The sequence below is a fragment of the Sphingorhabdus sp. genome (assembly GCF_023910635.1).
Classification (GTDB): Bacteria; Pseudomonadota; Alphaproteobacteria; order Sphingomonadales; family Sphingomonadaceae; genus Sphingorhabdus_B.
In genome coordinates this window covers 1-25,032 of the sequence record NZ_JAAVVZ010000021.1, presented here as the reverse complement: position 1 = coordinate 25,032, position 25,032 = coordinate 1, and the positions used below count along the sequence as shown (strand labels likewise).

Sequence of the window (25,032 nt, the reverse complement as noted above, 5' to 3'; positions counted from 1 at the left end):
TCAAGCCACCAACCCCAAAGGCTTCTCCACCAATTCCTTGAAGACTTTCATAAACATTGCGCCGTCTGCGCCGTCGATGGCGCGGTGGTCGAAGCTGCCGGTGGCGGACATTACCGTGGCGATGGCGAGGGCGTCATCGACGATATAGGGCCGCTTTTCCCCTGCCCCGACCGCTAGGATCATCGCTTGTGGCGGGTTGATGACGGCGTCGAATTGTTTGATGCCCATCATGCCCATGTTGCTGATCGACGCGGTGCCACCCTGATATTCATGCGGTTGCAACTTGCCATCCTTGGCGCGGGCCGCAAGCTCGGCCACTTCGGTCGAGATTTTGGACAGCGACTTGTTCGCGGCGTCGGTAATGATTGGCGTAATCAGGCCAGTGGGCACCGAAACAGCCACGCTGATGTCGGCGCGGGCGTATTGCAGCATATTGTCACCGGCAAAGCTGACATTGCACTTTGGCACTTGCACCAGCGCCAGCGCCAGCGCCTTGATCAACATGTCATTCACCGACAGCTTGATGCCGCGGCCTTCAAGGCTGGCGTTCAACTCGCCGCGCAGCTTCAATAAGGCGTCCAAGCGGACATCGACGGTCAGATAAATATGCGGAACGGTCTGCTTGCTCTCGGTCAGGCGGCGCGCAATGGTCTTGCGCATATTGCTAAGCTTGACGACCTCATGCGGGATGTCGGTGTCAATTGCCTGCGTGGGCGCTGGTGTTTCGCGGCGAAGGCCGCGATCCAGTTCCGCCGGCGCGACTGGGCTCCGGCCTTCGCCAGAGATCGCTTCTACGTCGGCTTTCACGATACGGCCATTGGGGCCAGTGCCTGAGATCGTGGTGAGATCAAGACCCTTGTTCCCGGCAATACGTTTGGCGAGTGGGCTGGCTTTGACGCGGTCGCTGGATTGTGACGTCGCTGGCCCTCCCCCAACCCCTCCCGCCTGCGGGAGGGGAGTTATAGCCGGTTGGGCAACCATTGCGGTTTTAGGCGCAGACTTAACCTGCTCCCCTCCCGCCTGCGGGAGGGGCCGGGGGTGGGCATCACCCTTATCAACCGCACCCTCATCATCCTCACCCTGAATCATCGCAATGACCGCGCCGACCTTCACGCCATCGGTTCCTTCGGCCACCAATATCTTGGTCACGATACCCTCATCAACCGCTTCAAACTCCATCGTCGCCTTATCGGTCTCAATTTCGGCCAGCAGATCGCCAGAAGACACTTTGTCGCCTTCTTTGACCAGCCAACGGGCCAATGTGCCTTCTTCCATCGTGGGTGAAAGCGCGGGCATTTTGAGTTCTATGGGCATCGGGTACAGGCCTTTTATGGTCGTCGTTATCGTTCTTCGAATAGCCAAGCTTTCCCAAGCGTCAAGCGTGATGTGGTTGCCAATCATTCAAATTTCGCGCAGGCTATACGAATTCATGAAATGCCGCGGGTGAAGCAAAGGCGGGGGGGAAATATGCGGACATATTTGGTGGTTATCGACGAAACCGAGGAAGCACGGCTTGCCTTGCGCTTTGCATCGCGCCGTGCCGCCAAAACCGACGGCGCAGTGCATATTTTGGCGCTCGTTGAGCAGGCGGATTTTGTCGCCTGGGGCGGCGTTCAGGCGACGATGGAAGAAGAGGCGCGCGACCGGGCGGAGCAGCTTGTGACCGCAGCAGCCGGTTCGATCTTCGACGAAATGGGCGTTCGCCCTGATATCACGGTTAAGCCTGGCGAGGCTATTGATGTTGTAAAGGTCATGTTGGAGGAACATCCCGGTATCGCCGCACTCGTGCTGGGTGCCGCCGCCCAAGGTGCTCCTGGCCCGTTAATCAGCCACTTTACCGGCGTGAATGCGGGGACCTTGCCCTGCCCGGTCATGGTTATTCCCGGATCGCTCAGCGACGCGCAATTGGACGAGTTGAGTTAGGCTATACGTGTCTAACGCCTTTTTCCCTGATGCCGGATATTCCCCGGCCTACCGCGCTTTGCCGTATCATATTTCCCGGCCTTGGGCTTGCCCTTATGCTTGAAACGGTCTGGCGCGTAGCTTCCGCCCTCCGGCAACTCAAAGCGCAGCGCGCCTGAAATCGGGTTCGCCTCGGCCAATCGCAATTCAAGGCACATGCCCGGCCGATATTCCTGCCGTGTCTTTTCGCCGATCAACGTCTGGCTCGCCTCGTCATAATGGAAATAATCCTTGCCCAAGGTTGAGACAGGGACCAAGCCGTCGCCGCCAATCCCTTGTACAGTTGCGAAAAATCCGAAATTCTGCACGCCCGTAATCCGCGCTTGAACGATTTGCCCGACTTGCGCGGAGAGATAGGCCGCAATGTAGCGGTCTGTTGTCTCGCGCTCTGCTTCCATCGCGCGGCGTTCGGTGCGACTGATGGCTTCTGCGGTGGCTGCAAGCTTCGTGATCGCGGCCTCGGTCAAGCCCGTTATGGGCTCAACATCTTTGAGTTTTGGCTTGGGCATCTCAAGCCCATAAGCGCTCACCAATGCGCGGTGCACGATAAGGTCGGCGTAGCGCCGGATTGGCGAGGTGAAATGCGCATAGCTGCCCAGTGACAAGCCAAAATGTCCCACATTAATGGGGCCGTAATAAGCTTGTGTCTGGCTACGCAAAACGGCCTCCATGATTTGCGGACGCACCTCTTCGTCGATGATTTTTTCGAGGATCGCGTTGAAAGTCTCAGGCTTGATCACCTGACCAAGCGCAAATTCAATGTCAAAGGTCTTCAGATATTCCTTCAGCGCAACAAGCTTTTCGCGGCTCGGTGGCTCATGTGCGCGGTAAATTAAGGATGACTTCTTTGCCTCCAGCGCCTTTGCTGCGGCAACATTGGCGGCAATCATGAAATCTTCGACCAAACGATGTGCTTCCAACTGTTCGCGCTCGGCAACACCAGTGACCCGGCCTTGATCGTCAAGCGTAATCCGCTTTTCAGGTAAATTGAGTTCCAGTGGCCCGCGCTTGTTCCGCGCCAATGAAAGCAACCGCCAGCACGCCCAAAGCGGCTTAAGCGCCGATTCCAGCAACGGGTTTTCCATCCGGCCATCGATAGCGGCCTGCGCATCTGGATAAGGGATATTGGCGGCAATTCGGGCGATAGCGCGCGTGAAGCGCCATGACGTCACTTGGCCAGTTTTGCCGATGGCGAGATGGCAGGCCAGTACCGCGCGATCTTCCCCTGCCCGCAATGAACATTTGTCCGAAGACAAAGCGTGCGGCAGCATTGGCACAACTAGGTCGGGGAAATACACACTGTTTCCGCGCTTCGACGCTTCATGGTCCAATGCGCTTCCTGGGCGGACATAATAGCTCACATCGGCAATCGCGACGATAGCGTCAAACCCGCCGGTGTCGGCATTGGGGGTTGCCCAAATGGCATCATCAAAGTCGCGCGCATCGCGTGGATCAATGGCAATGATAGGCAAATGGCGCAGGTCTTCGCGATGGTCGTCGGTGACCGGTAACTCCCTTACGCGTTCGGCCTCACGCTCGACTGCTTCTGGCATTTCAAACGGAATGCCGAACTTGTGAATGGCGATAAGGCTGAAGCTTTTGGGCGCAAATGGGTCGCCAAGGACTTGCGTCACACGCGCCGATTTTTTGTGCGCATTGCCAGTCAATTCGGCAAGCACCAATTCCCCGGCCTTGGCATCACCAACGTCACCAATTTGCGTATCGAAACGTGCTTTTTTGTCGACAGACTTTAGCCAGTAACGGCCATTTTCTCCGCCTTCGACCACGCCCAATATCTGCTCGCTGCCCTTTGCGAGCTTCTTCATGATGTGCGCGACATGGCCGCTGCCACGCTCTTCGGTACGCGCCAATATACGGTCACCAATGCCCAAGGCGCCACGCTTGCCTTTGGTTTCTATGACCCGAATTTTAGGCAACGGAATGCCTTCGGCTTCCCAATGCTCCGGCACAGCGACCGCAGTATCGCCGTCAATCGCAACGATCTTGAGCACGGTAACCTTCGGCACACCGCCCATTTTGTGAAAGGCACGGCCCGGGGCCATGTCGATCAGCCCTTCGTCCGTCATGTCCTTCAACAACGCCTTCAGCGCAATTTTTTCATTACCGCGCAGACCAAATTCTCGCGCAATTTCCCGTTTACCCGCAGGGTCCTTCGACGTTTTGATAAATTCAAGGATCTGATCGCGGGTGGGGAGCCCTTCAAACTGCGCATATTTGGTCATTATTTGGTTATTCCAATTTTGTTCGCACGAAGACGCGAAGACACAGAAGACGTTCGGTCGTTTACTAACCGCCTTATGCCATCTTTGAACATCGCTGTGCCGAAGTTAATGACAAAGCCATGGGTTAAATTTGAACGCGCAGTCGACCATGATATTGCAAACTTCTTCAATGTCCATTCTGCCCTCTTCGTGTCTTCGTGCGAAATTCCAATAAGTCCGCTCGATAAGTATCAGTTATTTTGTCATTAATTATATATTTCAACTTTGTTCGCACGAAGACGCGAAGACACAGAAGACGTTCGGTCGTTTAATAGCCGCCTTATGCCATCTTTGAACATCGCTGTACCGAAGTTAATGACAAAGCCATGGGTTAAATTTGAACGCGCAGTCGACCATGATATTGCAAACTTCTTCAATGTCCATTCTGCCCTCTTCGTGTCTTCGTGCGAAATTCCAATAAGTCCGCTCGATAAGTATCAGTTATTTTGTCATTAATTATATATTTCAACTTTGTTCGCACGAAGACGCGAAGACACAGAAGACGTTCGGTCGTTTAATAGCCGCCTTATGCCATCTTTGAACATCGCTGTACCGAAGTTAATGACAAAGCCATGGGTTAAATTTGAACGCGCAGTCGACCATGATATTGCAAACTTCTTCAATGTCCATTCTGCCCTCTTCGTGTCTTCGTGCGAAATTCCAATAAGTCCGCTCGATAAGTATCAGTTATTTTGTCATTAATTATATATTTCAACTTTGTTCGCACGAAGACGCGAAGACACAGAAGACGTTCGGTCGTTTAATAGCCGCCTTATGCCATCTTTGAACATCGCTGTACCGAAGTTAATGACAAAGCCATGGGTTAAATTTGTTAAGCGCAGATAGGTTATCACTTGCTTTGCATGGACTGGCAGAGTTTTTTCGACAGATTTTATCTCCAAGATAACACTGTTTTCTACGAGCAAGTCCAGGCGAAAGGCCGCTGGTAACTGTACGCCGTCATATTCAATGTCGATGGGTATCTGCCGGGCGACGCGCAGCCCTCGGCTTTCGAGCTTAGCCGCCAAGATTGCCTCATACGCACTTTCCAAAAGACCCGAACCGATATCTACGTGCAATTTGAACGCGCAGTCGACAATGATATTGCAAACTTCTTCAATGTCCATTCTGCCCTCTTCGTGTCTTCGTGCGAACCGCTAATAAGTCCGCCCGATCAGTATCCGTTCCACCGCAGGGTCGCCTGTAAAAAAGCACGCCCCGTCGGCAGGGGCAGCGTCAATGGGGCTGTTGCGCATGGTGAGTTTCAACGTCTTGAGTTGCGTGACGATCTTGTCGAGCGCTTCGCCGCTTGGCCGCGACCATTGCACTTCGACCCATCCAGCAAATTTGGCCTCATCGCCCGCAAAATACTGGGAAAGGTCGGCCACGTCACGGCGGATATTGGCCTCTAGCCGCGCTTTTGCCTCGGCATATAAACCGTTCTGGATTTCCTCCAACAACGCCGCCGCAGACGCCACAAATTCGGTGCGCGGCGTGAACGCGGTCGCAAGCTTGCCGTCGTCCTTATACAGACGGTCGCGGCGTATGACCGCTGCCTTGCCTTCGGCCATATCACGCGGCCCCACCTCAATTATGATGGGCGCGCCCTTCTTAACCCACGCCCAGCGCTTGTTTGACGCCTTTGCTGCTTTGGTATCCAGCAACACGCGCAATGGTTCACCAAAGGCGTTAGCCGCCAACAATTCCAAGCGCAGGCTGCGGCAATATGCCAATACCGCCTCGTCCTCGTCATTATCCCGCAACATCGGAATGATAACAATTTGATGCGGTGCAATTTGCGGCGGGCAGCGCAGGCCATCATCGTCGCCATGCGTCATGATAACGCCGCCAATCATGCGCGTGGACACGCCCCAGCTTGTCGTATGCGCAAATTGCTGATTGCCTTCCTTATCCTGATATTTAATGCCGGATGCCTCGGCAAAGCCAGTGCCGAGATAATGCGACGTGCCGGCCTGCAACGCTTTACCATCCTGCATCATCGCTTCGATGCTGTAGGTGGCAACTGCGCCGGGAAAGCGTTCATTTTCCGGTTTTTCACCGGCCACAACAGGCATGGCCAGCGGACCTTCGGCAAAGGCGCGGTACATTTCCAGTGCGCGCATCGTTTCCTGCATCGCGTCTTCGCGGTCCACATGGGCGGTATGCCCTTCCTGCCACAAAAATTCGCTGGTGCGCAGGAACATACGTGTCCGCATTTCCCAGCGCACAACATTGGCCCATTGGTTGACCATCAATGGCAAATCGCGCCAGCTTTGCACCCAGCGGCTCATGGCGGCGCCAATCACCGTTTCCGACGTGGGGCGAACGACAAGCGGTTCCTCTAGCTTCGATCCGGGGTCTGGGATCAGTTTTCCATTGCCATCACTGACAAGGCGGTGATGCGTAACAACCGCCATTTCTTTGGCAAAGCCTTCGACATGGTCGGCCTCTTTTTCAAAGAAGGACAAAGGAATGAACAATGGGAAATAGCAGTTTTCAACGCCAGCGGCCTTAATTTCTGCGTCCATAAGCTTTTGAATGCGTTCCCACATGCCATAGCCCCATGGCCGGATGACCATGCATCCCCGGACACCGGATTCCTCGGCCAAATCGGCCTCCGAAATGACCTCTTGATACCAGCCAGCGAAATTTTGCGCGCGGGTGACACTTAAAGCATGTTTTATCAAAATCTTACCTGTTTTTTATGAGAGAATTATACGGTGCGGTCGGCGACCATTTTGTCAATTTGGGCCTGTAGCGCGGCAATTTGTTGCTTAAGATCAGCAACGCTTTCGTCGCGTTCCGGCTTTTTACCGGTAAGGTTGCCCAAATTCGGCATCAACGCCTCACGCGCAGATCGCATAAATTCGATATTCTGCTTTGCCAAATGGCCAAAAGGACCAGAGGTGATCGCAGTTTCAATCACTTCTTGAACCTGCCGTTGGTTCTTGCGGAAATTGTCCATCGACGTTTCCAAGAACTGCGGCACCATGCCTTGCATGGAATCACCATACATGGCGATCAATTGCTTAAGGAAGCCCACGGGCAACATTTGCTGCCCGCTATTTTCCTCATCCATGATGATCTGCGTCAAGACGCCGTGGGTAATATCCGCATTCGATTTGGCATCGACAACCTTGAAATCAATGTTCTTGCGCGTGAGTTCTGCAAGGAAATCGAGCGTGATATATTTCGAAGACTGCGTGTTATAAAGTCTGCGGTTGGCATATTTTTTAATGATGATCGGGCCATCACCGTTCTTGTTGGCCGTGCGTGCCATATGTGGTCCTTCCGGAAAAGTTAGGCCCTGATAGCATTAAGCCATAGTGCACTGCAACATTGGTGAATTGCATGCCGGGCGGTGGTTATAATGCGCCTACAGTTTGGCCATCGGCCGATTTTTATATGTAACATTGAGTAAAACCAAGTAAACTAAAGAAAACGACACGTAACATATAGTAAACTCCTCTATCAGCCCTCCATTAACAAAGTAACAATGATGAGAATTGTGGCAATGATGCAACATTTGAAAAAAATCCAATTTTTCAGATAGCGAGCGTTGCACTTTTTGTTAATCTTAGGTTAAACATGAGTCTGTGCCGTCATTGGTGGCTTTCCAAGTGGATAGTCGGTCATATATATACTTTGATTTAAGAGATAGCAGGGGAGCTATTTATGAAGAAAACACGTTTGTTGATTGCCGGTTCGGCAATAAGTTTCGCTTTGTTTGCTGCGGCACCGTCTTTTGCGCAGGAAGTTGCAGACGTTACGTCGGCGGAGGCTGATGAGGAGGTCGCCACAGAGGCAGAAGAGGAAGAGGTAGCTCAACCCATCTTAGTGACTGGTTCGCGCATTGCCCGTCCAACGCTGCAGTCTGCCGTTCCATTGACGTCTGTGACGATTGAAGATCTTACGGGCACAGGCGAGGTGTCGCTTGGTGACGCGTTGAACGATCTACCATCGCTGCGTTCCACTTTCAGCTCGGGTAACTCTAGCCGTTTCATTGGTACGGCCGGCCTCAGCCTTCTCGACCTTCGTGGCCTAGGTACTGACCGTACGCTGGTTCTGGTCAATGGTCGCCGCCACGTCACATCGACTCCAGGTGACAACGGCTTTGACGTGAACACAATCCCAACTGATCTCGTTGAACGTATCGACCTCGTCACTGGTGGTAACTCAGCTGTTTACGGTTCGGACGCAGTTGCGGGTGTTGTGAACTTTATCTTGAGGCGCGATTATGATGGCATCACGGCTCGTGCACAGGGTGGCATTTCGTCACGCGGAGACCGTGGTAACTATTTTGCAAGCGTTCTTGCCGGCCAGAACTTCGCGGATGGTCGCGGTAACGTTACCGTCTCGGCGGAATATACCCGTCAGCAACCTTTATTATTGCGTGACCGTGACGCGTTGACAGGCGCCGCAAGTGGTCGTTGCCAATTCCAGACCACAGATCCCCAGGGTGCGGCTGGCGGTGAAGTTGGTTTCAGTGCAACTGACGGTATCCCAGACAACACTTTCATATGTGGAATAAAGAACGGTGCGATTTCTGACGCTGGGACAATCGGGCGCGTCGGCGCTGGTGCCTATCTTCGCTTCAGCGATGCAGGCGATTTGTATGTTGATACGGCTCCCGAAAACTTCGAAAGTGCTGGCTCAACCGCCATTCGCGGCGGCAATGGCTCTTCACTGCGGAACACCGGCAGTTTGTTAGCCGCTGTAGACCGTTATGCGGTGAACCTGTTGGCGCATTTCGATGTATCGGACGCTTTCAAACCATTCATCGAGGCAAAATATGTCCGCGCAGACGCATCGGGTGAAGGTCAGCCAAGCTTTTTCACCAGTATTCCGGGTACACTTGGTGGTGAGCCACTTCGGTGCAGTAACGGATTTTTAAGTGCTCAGAACCTTTCTACCCTGCGTAGTTTTGGTTTGTGCCCTGTTGGCGGGACCACAGCTGCACAAACCACCTTTGGTATGCAGCGATTCAACATCGATTTGGGCGGACGTGGGCTTCAAGCTACACGCGAAACCTATCGCGCCGTTGGTGGTATTGAAGGTACGTTTAATGAAGATTGGAACTACGAATTCGCGGTCAACTACGGCCGGTTTGAAGCCAAGGGCTTTAACACGAATAACCTAATTCTGTTTACCAAGGACGGCTCTGACTATGACGGCTTTAACCAGGCGGTTCAGGCTGTGGTTGCGCCAGCATCATTCACGGGCACCAATTTCGTTTTAAATAGCGCTGGTCAGCGCGTCATCTGTGCGATGAATGCAGTGACGAACGTTAATCAGGCTTGTGTTCCTATTAACGTTTTCGGCCAAGGCCGTGCCGACCCTAGGGCCCTTGATTTCGTCAATACAGAAGGCCGGACGGACGAGTTTGCGAGCCAGTTTGTTGCATCCGCGTTCGTCGGTGGCGATCTATCACAGATTTTTGAACTTCCCGGTGGTCCGGTGGCATTCGCGATCGGTGCTGAATATCGTAAAGAAAAAGCAAGCGTTGATTATGATGAATTGACATCAAGCGGCGCAACGTTCCTGAACGCACTTCAGGATTTCCGTCCGCCCTCGTTTAGTGTCAAAGAAGCCTATGGCGAAATCCAGATTCCGCTGTTGAAGGATATGCCGTTTGCGAAGGAACTTTCAGTCAACTTGGCAGGCCGTGTTTCAGATTATAACACAGCAACTGGAACTGTTTATGCATACACTATTCAGGGTGTTTACGCTCCGATAGATGATATCCGCTTGCGTGCGTCCTACGCGACTTCAGTGCGCGCCCCGACTCAGGGAGACCTCTTCGGGTCTGCTTCGGAAAACTTTGCCCAGTTGTCCGACCCTTGTGATCTTCCTTCACCAGGCAGCATCATTGCCGCAAATTGCGCGGCTGCTGGGGTTCCTACCACCTTCAATCAGGCGGCGGTTACAGCGTGTGAAAGCAGCGCTGTTCCTGCTACCCAACGGAGGCTTGGTGATCCTTGGGTTAACTGCCTGGCTCGTACCGCTTCCACTGGCTTCGTTTCAGGTGGTAACCCCACCTTGACCGAAGAAAAGGGCAAGAGCTTGACACTTGGTGTAGTGCTTGAGCCAAACTTCATTCCTGGCCTTAGCCTGACAGTCGACTACTACAAGATTGAGGTGGAAGACCTGATTGCCACTTTGGGTGCCCAGCAAATCCTTAATCTGTGCTATGCAAATGCTTCAGGATTAAACAATCCGTTCTGTGCAACTGTTCAGCGTAACCCAACGACCGGCCTGTTTGTTGAGCCTGCGGTAATTTCCGGCGGTGTCAACTTCGCAGCGCAGAAGACCAAGGGGATCGATTTCGACCTCGCTTATCGTAAGTCCTTCGACAATGGTGATCGCGTGACTGCACGTATGATTGTAACCAAAGTTCTTTCGCTGAATAACTTCACTGATCCAACCAACCCAGTCTCGCCGAACCGCCAAAAAAGCGAGTTGGGCGATCCTGAGTATTCCGCTAGCTTCTCGCTTGATTATGACTTCGGTGATGTTGATATCCTGTATACCGCACGTTATATCGGTAAGCAGACCATTGGCGGGTGGGAAACACAGAACAATTATTCGGGTCAATGCCCACTTACTGGTGCATTCCGTGGTCAAACCGGCCTGAATGGCGGTACGTGTGACCCGGTACTTGGCAACATTGTTACTTTGGCTCCGCAGAACCTCGATGCATTCCCACGGGTCTACTATCCAGACGCACTGTATCACGACATACGTCTCGGCTTTGAAATAGGTAACGACTTGCGTTTCTACGCTGGTGTCGGCAACGTGCTCGATACGCAACCACCACTTGGCTTGCTTGGTACAATCGGTGGAGATCCGTTCGACAGCTTCGGCCGTAACTTCTTCTTCGGAATCAATGCTAATTTCTAAGTTGAAATATCTTTGAGACAAAAAGAAGGGCGCCTATTTAGATGCCCTTTTTTTACTGTTACAGTGTCAGTCAATGACGATTTGTATCTAGGGTCAGGACCACTTAAATCCACCTTCGCGGTTTGAGGCCATACTGTTCAGTGCAAGGCGGCAAGCGCAGGACTTAGTGGTTCTAAGTCCAAGCTTGCCAACGCGGCAATGGACAGTATGGGTCAAATCCGACGGACGCCAAGGTGGATTTAAGTGGTCCTGACCCTAGGCGTGCATCGCAACTTTTATGCAGGCAATGCATCGGCAGTCCAGACATCGCTATCTAACCTGCCGGTTTTTATGCGTTCACGGCCTAACTAGGAGCAGTGGTTACAAAATCACCATGCAGCGGGCTTGCGCCATATACAGAGCATATTAGTTTTTAGGGGGACCCGGTGTCCGTGGGCGCGAACGGCTATTGTGGCCTTCTTCAGGATCGGCAGGCAAACATTCCACCGTGCCAATCCGCTGGTGACGACAACAAAATAATTGTCCTCACATGCCAAACAAGCGCGTTATTTGTCTTGCGTCTACCACTATCCAAACTATTACATGAAGTCATAATGTTAGGAGGTAGAAATTATGAATATGGCCAAATTAGCAGTTTTGTTTTCAGGCGCTGCGGTATCATCAATTTTTGCAACGGCAGCGTCTGCAACGGCAGCGTCTGCAACGGCGGCGTCTGCAAGTAACGCACCTTTTCTGCATATAGCCGTGCAGGCGGTTGATAGCCGGACGATTGTGGTCAACGCTCCACGCGGAAGGGTCGATACGGCCGTGTTTGGTAAACGCCCTTTCATGCGTTCTCCGCGGCTTTCCCCCGACGGAACCAAAATCGCCGTGATGATGACGAAGGACGGTGTTGATTTCCTAGGCTATTTAGATGTGACCAAACCCGGATCAGCGCCGGTATTTTTCGCCAAAGCAGAAGAGTATCGAGAGGCAGGTGACCGTACGATTAGATCATGGCGTTTTGTCGGTAACCGGACGATTGTTTTTACAGTTGCATCGCGCGAAATCCTTGGTGGTCGCCGTTCAGACGTGGCGCGCTTGGTAACCTATGACCTAGAAACCAAAAAGATAAGCCCCTTGGCGTGGGATGGCGCTGGCGGAAATGGTGCCGACATTCTGTTCATCGACGATGAAAAGGAAAAGATTCTTGTCTCACGCGATACCTTAAAGGATAGTAGCTATAGCGATAATCCCGAGGTAATCGAAGTCGAAGTTCGTTCTGGCAAGTTCAAAACTGTCATGCGTCCGAATGTAGAGGTTGGCGACTGGATTGTTGACGGTAAAGGCGTAATCCGCGCTGGCGTGGGCGGCGATGGTGACAGTGGCAAGCAGCGTTTAATGTATCGATCTGATGGCAACGGAACGTTGAGAACCGTTTCCAACGAGGCTGATTCTACTTTTACAGGAACCCAAATTACCCCCGGCATCTTCCTGGATGAGCCAGATATGGCATATGCGACAAGCAACAAGGATGGTTTTCGTAAAGTATACAAAGTAAACATGAAAACGATGCAGATTGTGGGGGACCCCATATTTGGGATCAAGGGTTATGATGTCGATGGCCTCATTGCGAATGAGGCTGACAATGCAATACAAGGGGTAGCATACACAACTACGAAAGAACGAACGCGCTGGTTTGACCCACGCCTCGCCGAAGTCCAGAAGTTAATGGATGAAGATTTTGGCAGAGGGAACGCCAAAATTCTGTCCACCAACGATGGGGATACGAAAATCCTCATGCAAATTGGTAAGGTGAACGCCCCAGGCGGCTATTATCTCTTTGATACGGAATCTGGCAACTTGAACCTTGTTGGTTGGGCGCATCCGATCATCAAGGAATTTGAACTTAACCCAACTGACTCCGTGCGCTACAAAGCATCCGACGGTCTAGAAATCGAAGCAGTCGTCACGTACCCACGCCATCGACCAAGCCGCCAGAAGCTACCCGTAATTGTCATGCCGCATGGCGGCCCCTTCGGCGTTCGCGATCAGGAAGAATTTGGTGTATTCCCATGGCATCAGGCGATGGCTGAGCTTGGTTATGTGGTTATTCAGCCCAATTACCGAGGCTCCGGCGGCTATGGTAAGGAATTCGTAAAGGAAGGCCGCAAGCCCAATGGCTACGGCGAGCGGATGCAGGATGATTTGAATGACGTACTGACATGGTTTGGTCAATCTGGGTTGATCGATCCTAAGCGCGCCTGCCTCATGGGATGGTCTTATGGGGGCTACGCCACAGCACGAGGTGCGCAGCGCGATGCGGATAAATGGAAATGTGCGATTGCTGGAGCCGGTGTATACGATTTCCCGATGATGAAAGCATTCGACACGCGGGCCTTTGGCGACTTCGGTGCAAATTTTCAGGCGACGGCTGACAACTTGATCGGCATTTCTTCCGCGCGGAATACGAATGGACCTTGGTCCCCGATTTTGATTGTTGCGGGCTTACGAGACGCGCGTATTCCCATTGAACAATCGCGGACACTCGTATCGCGACTGAAAGGATCGGGTAAGAAAGAAGGCATAGATTTTAGATATGTCGAGCAGCCAAAGGGCACGCACAATCTGCCGTATGAAGACGTACATATCGAATGGTTAAAAGAGGCAGAAGCATGGGCGGAGCGTTTTAACCCGGCCTACATCGCATCCGACCCAGACCAGCTCCCGCCTATTGCTGTTGCTCTTAATTCAAAATAGCCGCCATGCAATTGATGAAACTAATATTCTGTTAGAATATTAGTTTCATCAAGCAGGCGTGTTGGCCCGCTTTGCCGCCATATCATTTCCGGTTTGATTGGATTGCAGAACCTATGGATGAAATTGCCTTTATCTTGAAGCAGTCGAGAAATGGGCGCAGGGGCAACCCCGTTTTGCGCCCCTTTCTTGACTAAGTCGCATCGGTAACGACAACGTCGAAGCCCTATCCTAGTTGGATGAGGGTAGGAGTTCACGTTTCATCTTAACATCTTCATTACACGTAGTTGAAGTCATTTAGAATTTAGGATGCCAGCATGCTAAAAACATTTACACTGACCGCAATGCTTTTGATGGCCGGGGCCGATGGCCCGACGATAGCGAAACAAGAAGTTCAGCGAGAAATCGTTGTCACTGCACGGTCATTGAAAGACACAGAGGCCGACTTGAAAGCATGCCTCGCGCGGAAATGCCCACCGGATCAAGATATCAAGGCAACGCTGGCCCACGCCGAAAATCAATTTGTCGAAGGGGATTATCGAAATGCGCGCTCAACCTTGGCGAATGCCCTTGGACGGAACCGAAAGCATAAAGGGGAGTATCCTGTCGAAGTCTCGGATCTGCTTCGTGCAAACGGAAATGTAGCCGCCCATTTAGGGGAGTTCAACGTTTATCGAATCTCAGTTCTTGATATGCGCGATACTCTGAAAGGCGCACTAAAACCCAATGATTATCGCGTGTTTGGCGCCGAGATTGAGGTCGCAGATTCGCGAATGAAGCTTGGTTATATTAAAGAAGCAAGTGACAAGTACCTTGAGATTGAGAGGCTGGCGCTCACGGCGGGTTTGCCTCAGGTTGCCGCCATTGCTCGCTTACGCGATCTGTCGCTTCGGGTACAACGAGCAGAAGTTGAAAAGACAACATTTCGCAAAAAGGACGCACTGGACGAAATTGATATGTTTTTGAATGCACCAACCGACGGTAATGACAAATTCAAAATCGTCGCAGAAGTTCTCAGATCGCGCTTGGATAGAACCGATGGTAACAGCGAAACAGCGAACAAGTTGATCGCGCGCTATGCGGCAATGGGTGGGACCGACCAACCGGTCCTGTTGTATTCTACGCCAATCAAAATGAATGAGGCACAAGCCGTTCGTGCAATGGCTGGTGGCAGCGACTTGAACCGTATCGGGACCCAAGTAGTCGAGAATCGATGGGTGGACATCGGATTTTGGATTGGAGTTGACGGCAAAGTCGATGAACCCGAAATTTTGCGCAATAAAGGCGACACTGATTGGGCGGATGTTGTTTTGAAAGCCATCAAAACCCGTATCTACGCTCCGTTAAAGGCGGAAGGCGATGGCTCAACGTTGGGCGTATATGCGATCGAGCGGTACTCGTTGACGGCGCAATATGAGAATGATGTTACCGGAACACGCGTTCGTCAACGTTCACCCGTCGCCAAAATCGAGCGAATGGACTTGACGGGTTAAAAAGCGCAGTCCGCGATGGCCATGTCGCATAGGGCGGCTGCAGCGAACAAGAAGCTATCAACCCCAGACGCGCGCGAACCTCGGCCCTAAATTCGTCAGCAGTTCATATTGCGAAAGCCCCGTCAGTGCCGCCGCAGTGACAAGGTCATATTCTAATTCTACCCAGTCACCTTCGCGCAATGCTGGGGCCGCATTGAGATCAAGCGTCACAATGTCCATCGACACGCGGCCGATGACGGGCAACGCATGTCCATCCGCCATCGCCCTGCCCTTGCCCGAAAAAGCGCGCAGATACCCGTCGGCATAGCCAATCGATATTGTGCCCACGCGTGTTTCTTGCGCACAGATGTGCGTTGCGTTGTAACCGACCATTGCCCCTGCCGGTAAATTTCGCACCTGCAAAATCCGCGCCGAGAGACGCACAACCGGTTTGATCCATTCCTCCATACCGGCGCGCGCAATGCCGCCATATAGGCTGATCCCGGGGCGGGTTAGGTCAAAATGATAATCTGCGCCCAACATGATGCCTGCGCTATTGGCTAGGCTTAACCGCTGCGCTGTCGTTGCGGAAACAGTCTGGTGAAACAGGCCGAGCTGCTCACGGTTCTGCGCGACATCGGTGTCCGCCGATGCCAGATGCGACATCAATACATCAACCTGCATGCCGTCGAGCGCGCCGTCTATTATGTGCTGCGGCGCAAGGCCCAAGCGGTTAATGCCGCTATCGACCATGACATGGCATCGCCCGCCGCCTGCGTTGCGCCACATGCCAAGTTGCTCTGGCGTATTCAGCACGGGCGTGGCCCCCAACGCCCGCGCGGCGGTAACATCGCATTGCGCAATACCATTCAGCACCGATATCCAACTGGGCGGTACCACATCGGCAATAGCTTCTGCTTCACCCCAATGGGCAACGAAAAAGTCACGGCACCCTGCATCCCGCAAACGGGCGACGACCGCGCGTGCACCCAAGCCATAAGCGTTGGCTTTTACCGCGGCCCCTGCCCGCGCCGCGCCGCTGCGCGCATCTAGCGCACGCCAGTTGGAAACCAACGCCTCGCCGTCAAGGTGAAGGCGCAAGGGAGGGTCAAAATTAGTCATTGACCGCCTTTTGCTGCTCGCCCGATGCCTGTCAATCTAACTTGGTTTTTCCCGATGTTTCCGGCAACCAGATCAGTGCTACGACAAATGCCAATGCCGTAACCCCGACGGTGTACCACAGTCCCGAAAACGGCTGCCCGGTCTGCGCCACGATATACTGCGAAATATAGGGCAGAAATCCGCCAAAATAACCTGCGCCAATGTGGTAAGGTATGGACATTGAGGTGTATCTAATTTTCGCCGGAAACATTTCGACAAGGATCGCGGCGACTTGCCCATAGGTCATGCCTGACAACGCCACCATCAGGAACACCGCCAAGATAATTTTCCAAGGCTCGCGCTGCGCCGGGTCTGACTTGTCGGGGTAGCCTGCTTTTTCCAGCGCGGCGATATAGGCTTTTTCAACAAAACCCTGAAGATTTGCGTCACCGACGTTCAACGACACGCGATCACTCGGCTGCTTGCTATAGGCTATGCCGCGCTTCGTCAGGAAGTTTAGCGCTTGCGCACATTCGCTTTTGTGTACGCGGTTGAGCGCGTTGAAATCACATTGTGGTATCGAAAGGGTGACAGGGTTGCGCTCTGTCGCGCGGGCCAAGGCCGGGTTTGCGGCATCCGCCATCATCCAGAAAATCGGGAACACGCCGACGATGGAAAGGCCGTAGCCAAGCAAGAGCAACCTTTTGCGGCCCCATTTATCCGACAGCCAACCGCATGCAACATAGGTCGGTGCCGCCAACGCCGCGCCCACTGCCATATACAAAAGCGCATCAGTCTCCGGAACGCGCGCAGTCCCCGTCAGAAAGTATAAAGTGCCGAATTGCGAGGTGTAATAAATGACGGTCAACCCGGCGGCAACGCCAAATAATGCAACGAAAATACGCCCCACATTGCCCGGATATTGAAAGCTTTCCAGAAACGGGTTTTTGGACGTCGTGCCAGCGGCCTTCATCGCCTTAAAAACCGGGCTTTCCGACAGTTTGAGACGCATGTAGAGGGAAATCGCAAGCAACAAAATCGAGGTCAAGAACGGCATACGCCAGCCCCATGCCTCAAACGCCTCATTGCTCATGGACTGGCGCGTGATTAGCACGACAATGACCGCGAGCAGAAAGCCGCCAGCGACCGATGCCTGAATCCAGCTGGTATATTGGCCACGTTTGCCGTCTGGCGCATGTTCGGCAACATAGATGGCCGCCCCGCCATATTCGCCGCCAAGCGCCAATCCCTGAAGACAGCGCATAAGCAAAAGCAAGCCTGCGGCCCATATCCCTGCGGTTTCAAACGTCGGCAGCAATCCAATCGCCGCGGTCGCAACACCCATGAGCGTTATGGTGACAAGAAACGTATATTTGCGACCAATCTTATCGCCGAAATAGCCGAACAGGATTGCGCCAAATGGCCGCACACCAAAGCCTGCGCCAAAGATCGCCAGCGATGCCAAAGTCGCGGCCGTCGGATTGTCGGCGGGGAAAAACAGCTTTCCGATTAACGCGGCCAAAATGCCATACACGAAAAAGTCATACCATTCGAAAACCGTACCGAGCGACGATGCGGTAATGACCAAGCGGTCGCGCTTTGGATCAAGCACAACTTCAGTTTCGGCAGTACTGGCCATGATATTCCCCTAATAACCCTTCGCTCTTGTTTTAATGCCAATGTCGGCACTTACAAGCGGGTTCACTCCATCTCTAGTATCACGGCGTCGACGGCCAGGCTGTCTCCAGCCTGCGCATTGATCAACTTTACCGTTCCGGATTTTTCCGCACGCAAAATATTTTCCATTTTCATCGCCTCTACCACCGCAAGTGGTTGGCCAGCCTCAACCGTGTCACCGACATTGACATGCAAGGTCGTAAGCAAGCCGGGCATCGGGCAAATGAGAAACTTGGACAAGTCTGGCGGGATTTTTTCTATCATATGCGTGGCCAAATGCGCGATGTGACCCGGCAGCACGCGGGCGACATGCGTTGCACCGCGTGTCGTCAGATGAAATCCGGTGCGCGTTTTAGTGATCTTGACCGCGAGTTCCATGGTGTTCCCCGGCGAAGGCCGGGGTCCAGATTCGGATTGATTAGGGCTGGCCCCCAGCGTGCGCTGGGGAACATAGACTTCCGCTTCGATCAAGCGATCTCCGGGATCATATTCCATCGACAGATCGAAAGGCACGCCATCGACGTCGATGTCGCCATCGACCATTTCGATGTGATGGACCGCCGCGCCGATGGAAACTTGCCAATGCGCTGGCGGATCAAGCGTATCGCCCAATTGACCATCGACATGCCGCGCGCGGTCGGCCTCCGCCGTCGCTACAAAGCCAGCGATTGCGGCGAGTGATTTGATCAATTCTGCATCTGCAGGCGCGCCTTGAAAGCCATCGGGATATTCTTCGGCGATGAAGCCAGTGGTCAACTCCCCCGAACGAAATCGTGGATGTTGCATGATGGCGCTGACGAAATCGATATTGTGGCCAAGGCCCTCTATCTCAAAACGATCAAGCGCCGCGATTTGCAAGTCGGCGGCCTCATCGCGGGTTGCCCCCCAAGTGATCAGCTTCGCGATCATGGGGTCGTAGAATATCGAAACTTCACCGCCCTCGGCTACGCCGTCGTCTACGCGGACGCCGTTGATGCCGCGCGCTTCATACCCGGCACAAGGAGGGGAACCATCCGCAGGATATTGGGGGGGTAACAGAATAGTCTCATGAGGCCGGAAAGTCGTGCTGCTCTGCCCCTGCCCCTCCACCAGCTTCGCTGGTCCCCCTCCCCGTTCTGGGGAGGAATGAAGCGGCGGACGATAGCGCGTCAACCGCCCCGTGCTCGGCAAAAATCCGCGATAGGGGTCTTCGGCATAGACGCGGTTTTCAATGGCCCATCCGTCGATTTTGATGTCGTCTTGCGTCATGGCAAGCTTCTCACCCGCGGCGACGCGGATCATTTGTTCAACCAGATCAATGCCGGTGATGCATTCGGTTACGGGATGTTCCACCTGCAACCGTGTGTTCATTTCAAGGAAGTAGAAGCTTTCACCGCTCGGGTCTGCGCCGGATACGATCAATTCAACCGTTCCGGCGGAATAATAGCCAACCGCGCGCGACAGCGCCACGCACTGCTCACCCATCGCTTTGCGCATCTTGGGCGTAACGAAAGGCGATGGCGCCTCCTCCACAACCTTTTGATGCCGCCGCTGGATCGAACATTCGCGTTCGTTGAGATATAGGATGTTTCCGTGCTGATCGCCCAATATCTGGATTTCGATATGGCGCGGGTTGAGGATGAATTTCTCGATAAACACGCGATCATCACCGAACGAATTCAGCCCCTCACGCTTGGTCGCTTCAAAGCCTTCGCGGACATCCTGCTCATTATAGGCAAGCCGCATCCCCTTGCCGCCGCCGCCCGCGCTGGCTTTCATCATGACTGGGTAGCCGATTTCTTCCGAAATCCGCACGGCATGTTCCGTGTCGTCAATTTCACCGACAAAGCCGGGAACGACATTGACGCCCGCCGCCATCGCCAGCTTCTTGGACTCAATCTTGTCGCCCATCGCCGCAATCGCGTTCACGGGCGGTCCGATAAAGGCAATATTCTCCTTGGCCAAGGCTTGCGCAAAGCTGGTGCGTTCGGACAGAAAGCCATAGCCCGGATGCACCGCCTCCGCGCCGGTTTGCTTGCATGCGGCGATGATCTTGTCCGCGAGCAAATAAGACTGCGCCGCCGGCGAAGGCCCAATATGCACCGCCTCGTCAGCCATCTGCACAAAGGGCGCGCGTGCATCGGCGTCGGAATAGACTGCGACCGTCGCGATCCCCATTCGCCGCGCAGTCTTGATAATCCGGCAAGCAATTTCGCCACGGTTTGCGATTAGGATTTTTTTGAACATGAACGATCCAGTCTGACTAGAATAACGTTAAGTGCGAAGGCATATGTGAAAAGGAACAGCAGGAAAGTCACTCCCGCTATTGGCCATCCCCATTCAGGATCGACCAGACCCTTGGCAAAAAAGTAGGCGGTGGTGAAAATGTATATCCAAAGGTAAGCGACAGCCCAAACCATTAATAATACCATACTCAGAAAAACACGAAGAACGAATTTCACGCGCAGACACCTTCATAATCGTCACCCTGAACTTGTTTCAGGGTCCATCGTGCCACGCACACCGACAGTTGTTGCTGAAAAATGGATGCTGAAACAAGTTCAGCATGACGGGTGGTGGCTGTCGGGACGAAATTCACTCCGCCGCCTCTATCGGCACCAGACCCAGATTTGCCAGCATCGCCCCGTAATCCGCGCGGTTTGCAGTTATGATTCTTTTGAACATCAATTATCCTTAACGGCCCAACGGATAACGAGAAAACCGCCTATCAGAGCAACGATGGGTATACCCGGAAAAATAAGATAGAACTGCCATGTTTCCCAACAGAAGCCATCTGAGTTACATTGGCCCAAAAAACGCTCGGCTAGAGAAAAAAAGATAACCGGAGCCAGTAACGCAATATAAGCAGCGCATCCAAGCTTACGCCGCCATGGCACGGCAGGGCGATCAGAAAAACTCACTCCGCCGCCTCCAACGCCTTGCACACCCGAAGCGGCTCCTCAGATTCCATCGCCCGCAACCCCAATTTCGCCAGCAACGCGGCGTCCTTATCGTCGCCTGCATTGGCTGCGGTCAGCAGCTTGTCGCCTGTAAAGATGCTGTTCGCGCCGGCCATGAAGCACAGAGCTTGCGTCGCTTCCGACATGCTTTCACGCCCCGCGCTTAGGCGCACCATGCTCATCGGCATCGTGATCCGCGCCACTGCAATCGTGCGAACAAATTCGATATCGTCGATCTTCGCCAGTGGCGTATCGGCCAGCATATCGCCCAGCACCGTGCCCTTCACCGGCACCAGCGCGTTGACGGGAACGCTTTCGGGGTGGGCTGGCAGGGTCGCCAGCGTGTGAATGAAGCCAACCCGGTCGGCGCGGGTTTCGCCCATGCCCACAATCCCGCCGCTACATACGTTGATGCCTGCACGGCGGACTTCTGCCAGCGTATCGAGCCGGTCTTCCATTGTGCGCGTCGTAATGATCTCATTATACCGCTCTGGTGAGGTGTCGATATTATGGTTGTAATAATCCAGCCCAGCCTCGGCAAGCATATCGGCTTGGCGCGGCGTCAACATGCCCAAGGTCATGCAGGTTTCCATGCCCATTTGCCGCACGCCTTTGACGATCTCGACAATCGCGGGCATATCGCGGTCCTTGGGGTTGCGCCAAGCCGCGCCCATGCAAAAACGGCGCGAGCCTTGGTCCGCCGCCTGCGCCGCCTTTTGCAACACGCCCTGTACGTCCATCAACTTGGTCGCCTCTACGCCGCTATCGGCCTTCACCGATTGCGAGCAATAGCCGCAATCTTCTGGGCAACCGCCGGTCTTGATCGAGAGCAATGTGCAAAGCTGTATCTGCCCCGCCGCATGATGCGCGCGGTGGATAGTCTGCGCTTGAAATAGCAGTTCGTCGAACGGCAGATCGAACAAAGTGGCGATTTCTGCGCGGCTCCAGTCGGTGCGGACTTCAGTCAATTAAAAACTCCCATTCATACTCGTCATGCTGAACTCGTTTCAGCATCCATCCTGCAGCCAAAACCATCCGTTCGTGAAACAAAATGGACCCTGGAACGTAAGTCACCACAGGTGAACCAAGTTCAGGGTGACGTTGGTGATTAGCATTATGTTGCATCGTGCAAAGGTGGCATATTATGCCCCAATAACGTCAAAACATCGGCTGCGCACTCAACAACATTGCTGCCGGGGCCGTAAATGCCCTGCACCCCTGCCTCACGCAGATAATCATAATCTTGCGGGGGAATAACGCCGCCTGCGATCACCTTAATGTCGCCGCGTCCTGCCTCGCGCAGCCCCTTTATGAGCTCTGGTATGAGTGTTTTGTGGCCCGCAGCAAGGCTGGAGGCACCCACGGCGTCAACATCATGTTGCAAGGCAAGCACAACGGTTTCTTCGGGCGTTTGAAATAATGGCCCGCTGATAACGTCAAAGCCCATATCGGAAAAAGCCGACGCAATGACATTGGCACCGCGATCATGCCCGTCCTGCCCCATTTTCGCGACCAAAAGCTTGGGCTTGCGGCCCAAGCGGCGTTCAACCGAAGCAACGCCGTCCAGCACTTGCGCCCAGCGTTTATCAAATTCATACGCGCTGCCATAAATGCCTTGAACGGGAACTGGCGTTGTCGCGTATCGACCGAATACAGCCTCCATCGCGTCTGAAATTTCGCCCAATGTTGCACGTGCCCGGGCGGCATTGACGGCGAGCGCCAATAAGTTCCTCCCCGGCACGGGGAGGGGGACCACCGAAGGTGGTGGAGGGGCACCGGCGGGGTTGACTGAGCTTTGGATGTTGCGAGACGCGTCACCTGCCCCTCCACCATCCTTTGGATGGTCCCCCTCCCCGTGCCGGGGAGGATTTCGCGCCCCCTCAGTCAACGCCTTCAGCGCCGCCTGACAGGCGGCCTCATCACGCGCGGCACGGGTGGCGGCAAGGCGGGCAATCTGTCCTTGGCGGACGAAGTCATTGTCGACCTCCAGCGTGTCGAGCTGGTCTTCTGTGGCGAGCTTATATGTGTTGACGCCAACGATGACATCTTCGCCCTTGTCCACGCGTGCTTGCCGCGCCGCGGCGGCTTCTTCGATGAGGCGTTTGGGCATACCAGAGGCTACGGCCTTGGTCATGCCGCCAAGTTCGTCAACTTCGCCGATAATTTTCCACGCTTGGTCGACCAATTCAGCCGTCAGCGCCTCGACATAATAAGAGCCACCCAAAGGATCGACGACCTTAGTAATGCCGCTTTCTTCGGCCAGCACAATCTGTGTATTGCGGGCAATGCGCGCCGAAAAATCGGTCGGTAGCGCTATGGCTTCGTCGAGCGCATTGGTGTGCAGCGACTGCGTCCCACCCAAGGTCGCGGCCATCGCCTCAATCGTCGTGCGAATGACGTTATTATAGGGGTCTTGCTCTTGCAAAGACACGCCCGACGTCTGGCAATGCGTGCGCAGCATTTTGGAGCGTTCGTCCTTCGCGCCAAGTTCATCCATAACGCGGTGCCACAAGGTCCGCGCGGCGCGTAGCTTAGACACCTCCATGAAGAAGTTCATGCCGATGCCAAAGAAGAACGATAGACGTCCCGCAAAAGCGTCGATGTCGAGGCCTGTCGCCATCGCGCGCTGCACATATTCCTTGCCGTCGGCGATGGTGAAGGCAAGTTCCTGCACCGCCGTCGCGCCCGCCTCATGCATGTGATAACCGGAAATGGAGATGCTGTTGAATTTTGGCATGTGTGCGCTGGTGTAAGCGATGATGTCCGACACGATCCGCATCGATGGTTCGGGCGGATAAATATAGGTGTTGCGGACCATGAATTCTTTCAGAATGTCATTCTGAATCGTGCCGTCGAGCTGCGCCTGAGATACCCCTTGCTCTTCACCAGCGACGATGAAGAACGCGAGGATCGGAATGACCGCGCCGTTCATCGTCATCGATACCGACATCTGGTCCAGCGGAATCCCGTCGAACAGGATTTTCATATCCTCGACAGAATCAATCGCAACGCCAGCCTTACCAACATCGCCCACAACGCGCGGATGGTCGCTGTCATAGCCCCGGTGGGTGGCGAGATCGAAGGCGACCGAAAGGCCCTTTTGCCCGGCAGCCAAGTTCCGGCGATAAAAAGCGTTCGATTCCTCGGCGGTCGAAAAACCGGCATATTGGCGGATCGTCCATGGGCGGCCCGCATACATCGACGCACGCACACCGCGCGTAAAAGGCGCAAAGCCGGGAAGGCCGGGGTCGCCAGCATCCTCTGCGGTATACAGCGGTTTTACAGCAATGCCCTCTGGCGTGTGCCAGGTTAGGTCCCTACCCTTAACCTCTTTTTCCGCCGCTTTTTTCCAGTCGTCGATATTCGTCATTTTGTCCCTGCCTTCCTCTCCCGCAAGCGGGAGAGGATACGTAGCCTTGGCCAATGGGCCTAGGCGAAGTTGGTGTGGGCTTTTGCCCACCCCGTTGCGACTAACCGCCGCCGCTAAAGCTCTGGCGGTAAGTCTCACTGCCCCTCCCGCCTGCGGGAGGGGTGCAATCAATGCCCGCCTTGCGTAGGCACCTCCATAATCTCGGTCAAAACACCCTGCATATCCTTTGGATGTACAAAGAATATTAGCGTCCCATGCGCGCCAATCCGTGGCTCGCCAAGCACGCGTTTGCCCATTGCCTCAAACTCCGCCTTTGCGGCGTGAATATCGGGCACTTCGTAACAGACATGATGCTGCCCACCCGCCGGATTTTTCTCCAGAAACGCCGCGATGGAGGCATTGCCGGGGAGCGGTTCGATTAACTCAATCTGCGTGCCGTTCATCGCGCCGTCCGCGCCGGGCGTATCGACAAAGCAAACCTTCACGCCTTGGTCGGGCAAGTCAAACGGCGCATGGATTTTCGTCGCGCCCATCACATCGCGGTAAAAGACGAGACTGTCCGCGATAGATGGCGTTGCGACGCCGATATGGTT

At 54.0% G+C, this 25,032-nt stretch carries 15 protein-coding genes; 4 read left to right on the top strand and 11 right to left on the bottom strand.

Going from position 1 to position 25,032, the window contains the following annotated elements; genetic code table 11:
• Window positions 1-1,314: a pyruvate dehydrogenase complex dihydrolipoamide acetyltransferase gene (locus tag HEQ34_RS11360; RefSeq protein WP_296200461.1), complete on the bottom strand. Its 1,314-nt coding sequence runs from the start codon at window positions 1,312-1,314 to the stop codon at window positions 1-3.
• Window positions 1,315-1,467: 153 nt separating this feature from the next.
• Between HEQ34_RS11360 and HEQ34_RS11355 the strand changes: the two genes are divergently transcribed.
• Complete coding sequence (locus tag HEQ34_RS11355; RefSeq protein ID WP_296200459.1) at window positions 1,468-1,923, top strand: universal stress protein; 456 nt, start codon at window positions 1,468-1,470, stop codon at window positions 1,921-1,923.
• An 11-nt stretch (window positions 1,924-1,934) separates the two neighbouring features.
• Here the strand turns inward: HEQ34_RS11355 and rnr are convergent, their stop codons facing one another.
• The 4 genes from rnr to phaR form a co-directional block, all read right to left on the bottom strand.
• Window positions 1,935-4,205, bottom strand: a complete 2,271-nt coding sequence (gene rnr, locus HEQ34_RS11350; RefSeq protein WP_296200455.1) for a ribonuclease R — start codon at window positions 4,203-4,205, stop codon at window positions 1,935-1,937.
• Between the two features lie 737 nt (window positions 4,206-4,942).
• Window positions 4,943-5,371: a GxxExxY protein gene (locus HEQ34_RS11345; protein ID WP_296200453.1), complete on the bottom strand. Its 429-nt coding sequence runs from the start codon at window positions 5,369-5,371 to the stop codon at window positions 4,943-4,945.
• 30 nt (window positions 5,372-5,401) lie between these two features.
• Window positions 5,402-6,931, bottom strand: coding sequence for a proline--tRNA ligase (proS, locus tag HEQ34_RS11340; protein ID WP_296200451.1), 1,530 nt, complete (start codon window positions 6,929-6,931; stop codon window positions 5,402-5,404).
• A gap of 26 nt (window positions 6,932-6,957) precedes the next feature.
• Entirely contained in the window at window positions 6,958-7,524 is a 567-nt protein-coding gene (phaR, locus tag HEQ34_RS11335) for a polyhydroxyalkanoate synthesis repressor PhaR (protein ID WP_296200450.1), read from the bottom strand.
• A gap of 395 nt (window positions 7,525-7,919) precedes the next feature.
• Between phaR and HEQ34_RS11330 the strand changes: the two genes are divergently transcribed.
• The 3 genes from HEQ34_RS11330 to HEQ34_RS11320 all read left to right on the top strand — a co-directional run bounded on the left by HEQ34_RS11330 (window position 7,920) and on the right by HEQ34_RS11320 (window position 15,373).
• Window positions 7,920-11,144 carry a TonB-dependent receptor gene (locus tag HEQ34_RS11330; RefSeq protein ID WP_296200448.1) on the top strand — a complete coding sequence of 1,075 codons (3,225 nt, stop codon included), beginning with the start codon at window positions 7,920-7,922 and terminating at the stop codon, window positions 11,142-11,144.
• Window positions 11,145-11,756: 612 nt separating this feature from the next.
• A complete protein-coding gene (locus HEQ34_RS11325) occupies window positions 11,757-13,883 on the top strand; it encodes an alpha/beta fold hydrolase (RefSeq protein WP_296200447.1) in 2,127 nt (708 codons plus the stop codon).
• Between the two features lie 554 nt (window positions 13,884-14,437).
• A complete protein-coding gene (locus HEQ34_RS11320) occupies window positions 14,438-15,373 on the top strand; it encodes a hypothetical protein (RefSeq protein ID WP_296200446.1) in 936 nt (311 codons plus the stop codon).
• Window positions 15,374-15,430: 57 nt separating this feature from the next.
• Here HEQ34_RS11320 and alr read toward each other — a convergent pair whose 3' ends face one another.
• The 6 genes from alr to mce form a co-directional block, all read right to left on the bottom strand.
• The gene (alr, locus tag HEQ34_RS11315; protein ID WP_296200445.1) at window positions 15,431-16,474 is read right to left on the bottom strand and encodes an alanine racemase; all 1,044 of its coding nucleotides are present in this window, start codon (window positions 16,472-16,474) and stop codon (window positions 15,431-15,433) included.
• A 31-nt stretch (window positions 16,475-16,505) separates the two neighbouring features.
• A complete protein-coding gene (locus HEQ34_RS11310; RefSeq protein WP_296200444.1) occupies window positions 16,506-18,092 on the bottom strand; it encodes an MFS transporter in 1,587 nt (528 codons plus the stop codon).
• A 62-nt stretch (window positions 18,093-18,154) separates the two neighbouring features.
• The gene (locus HEQ34_RS11305; RefSeq protein WP_296200443.1) at window positions 18,155-20,356 is read right to left on the bottom strand and encodes an acetyl/propionyl/methylcrotonyl-CoA carboxylase subunit alpha; all 2,202 of its coding nucleotides are present in this window, start codon (window positions 20,354-20,356) and stop codon (window positions 18,155-18,157) included.
• A gap of 670 nt (window positions 20,357-21,026) precedes the next feature.
• Window positions 21,027-22,037, bottom strand: coding sequence for a biotin synthase BioB (gene bioB / locus HEQ34_RS11300; protein ID WP_296200442.1), 1,011 nt, complete (start codon window positions 22,035-22,037; stop codon window positions 21,027-21,029).
• A gap of 146 nt (window positions 22,038-22,183) precedes the next feature.
• A complete protein-coding gene (scpA, locus tag HEQ34_RS11295; protein WP_296200441.1) occupies window positions 22,184-24,439 on the bottom strand; it encodes a methylmalonyl-CoA mutase in 2,256 nt (751 codons plus the stop codon).
• Window positions 24,440-24,606: 167 nt separating this feature from the next.
• A partial coding sequence (gene mce, locus HEQ34_RS11290; RefSeq protein WP_296200440.1) for a methylmalonyl-CoA epimerase occupies window positions 24,607-25,032 on the bottom strand: 426 nt, incomplete at its 5' end.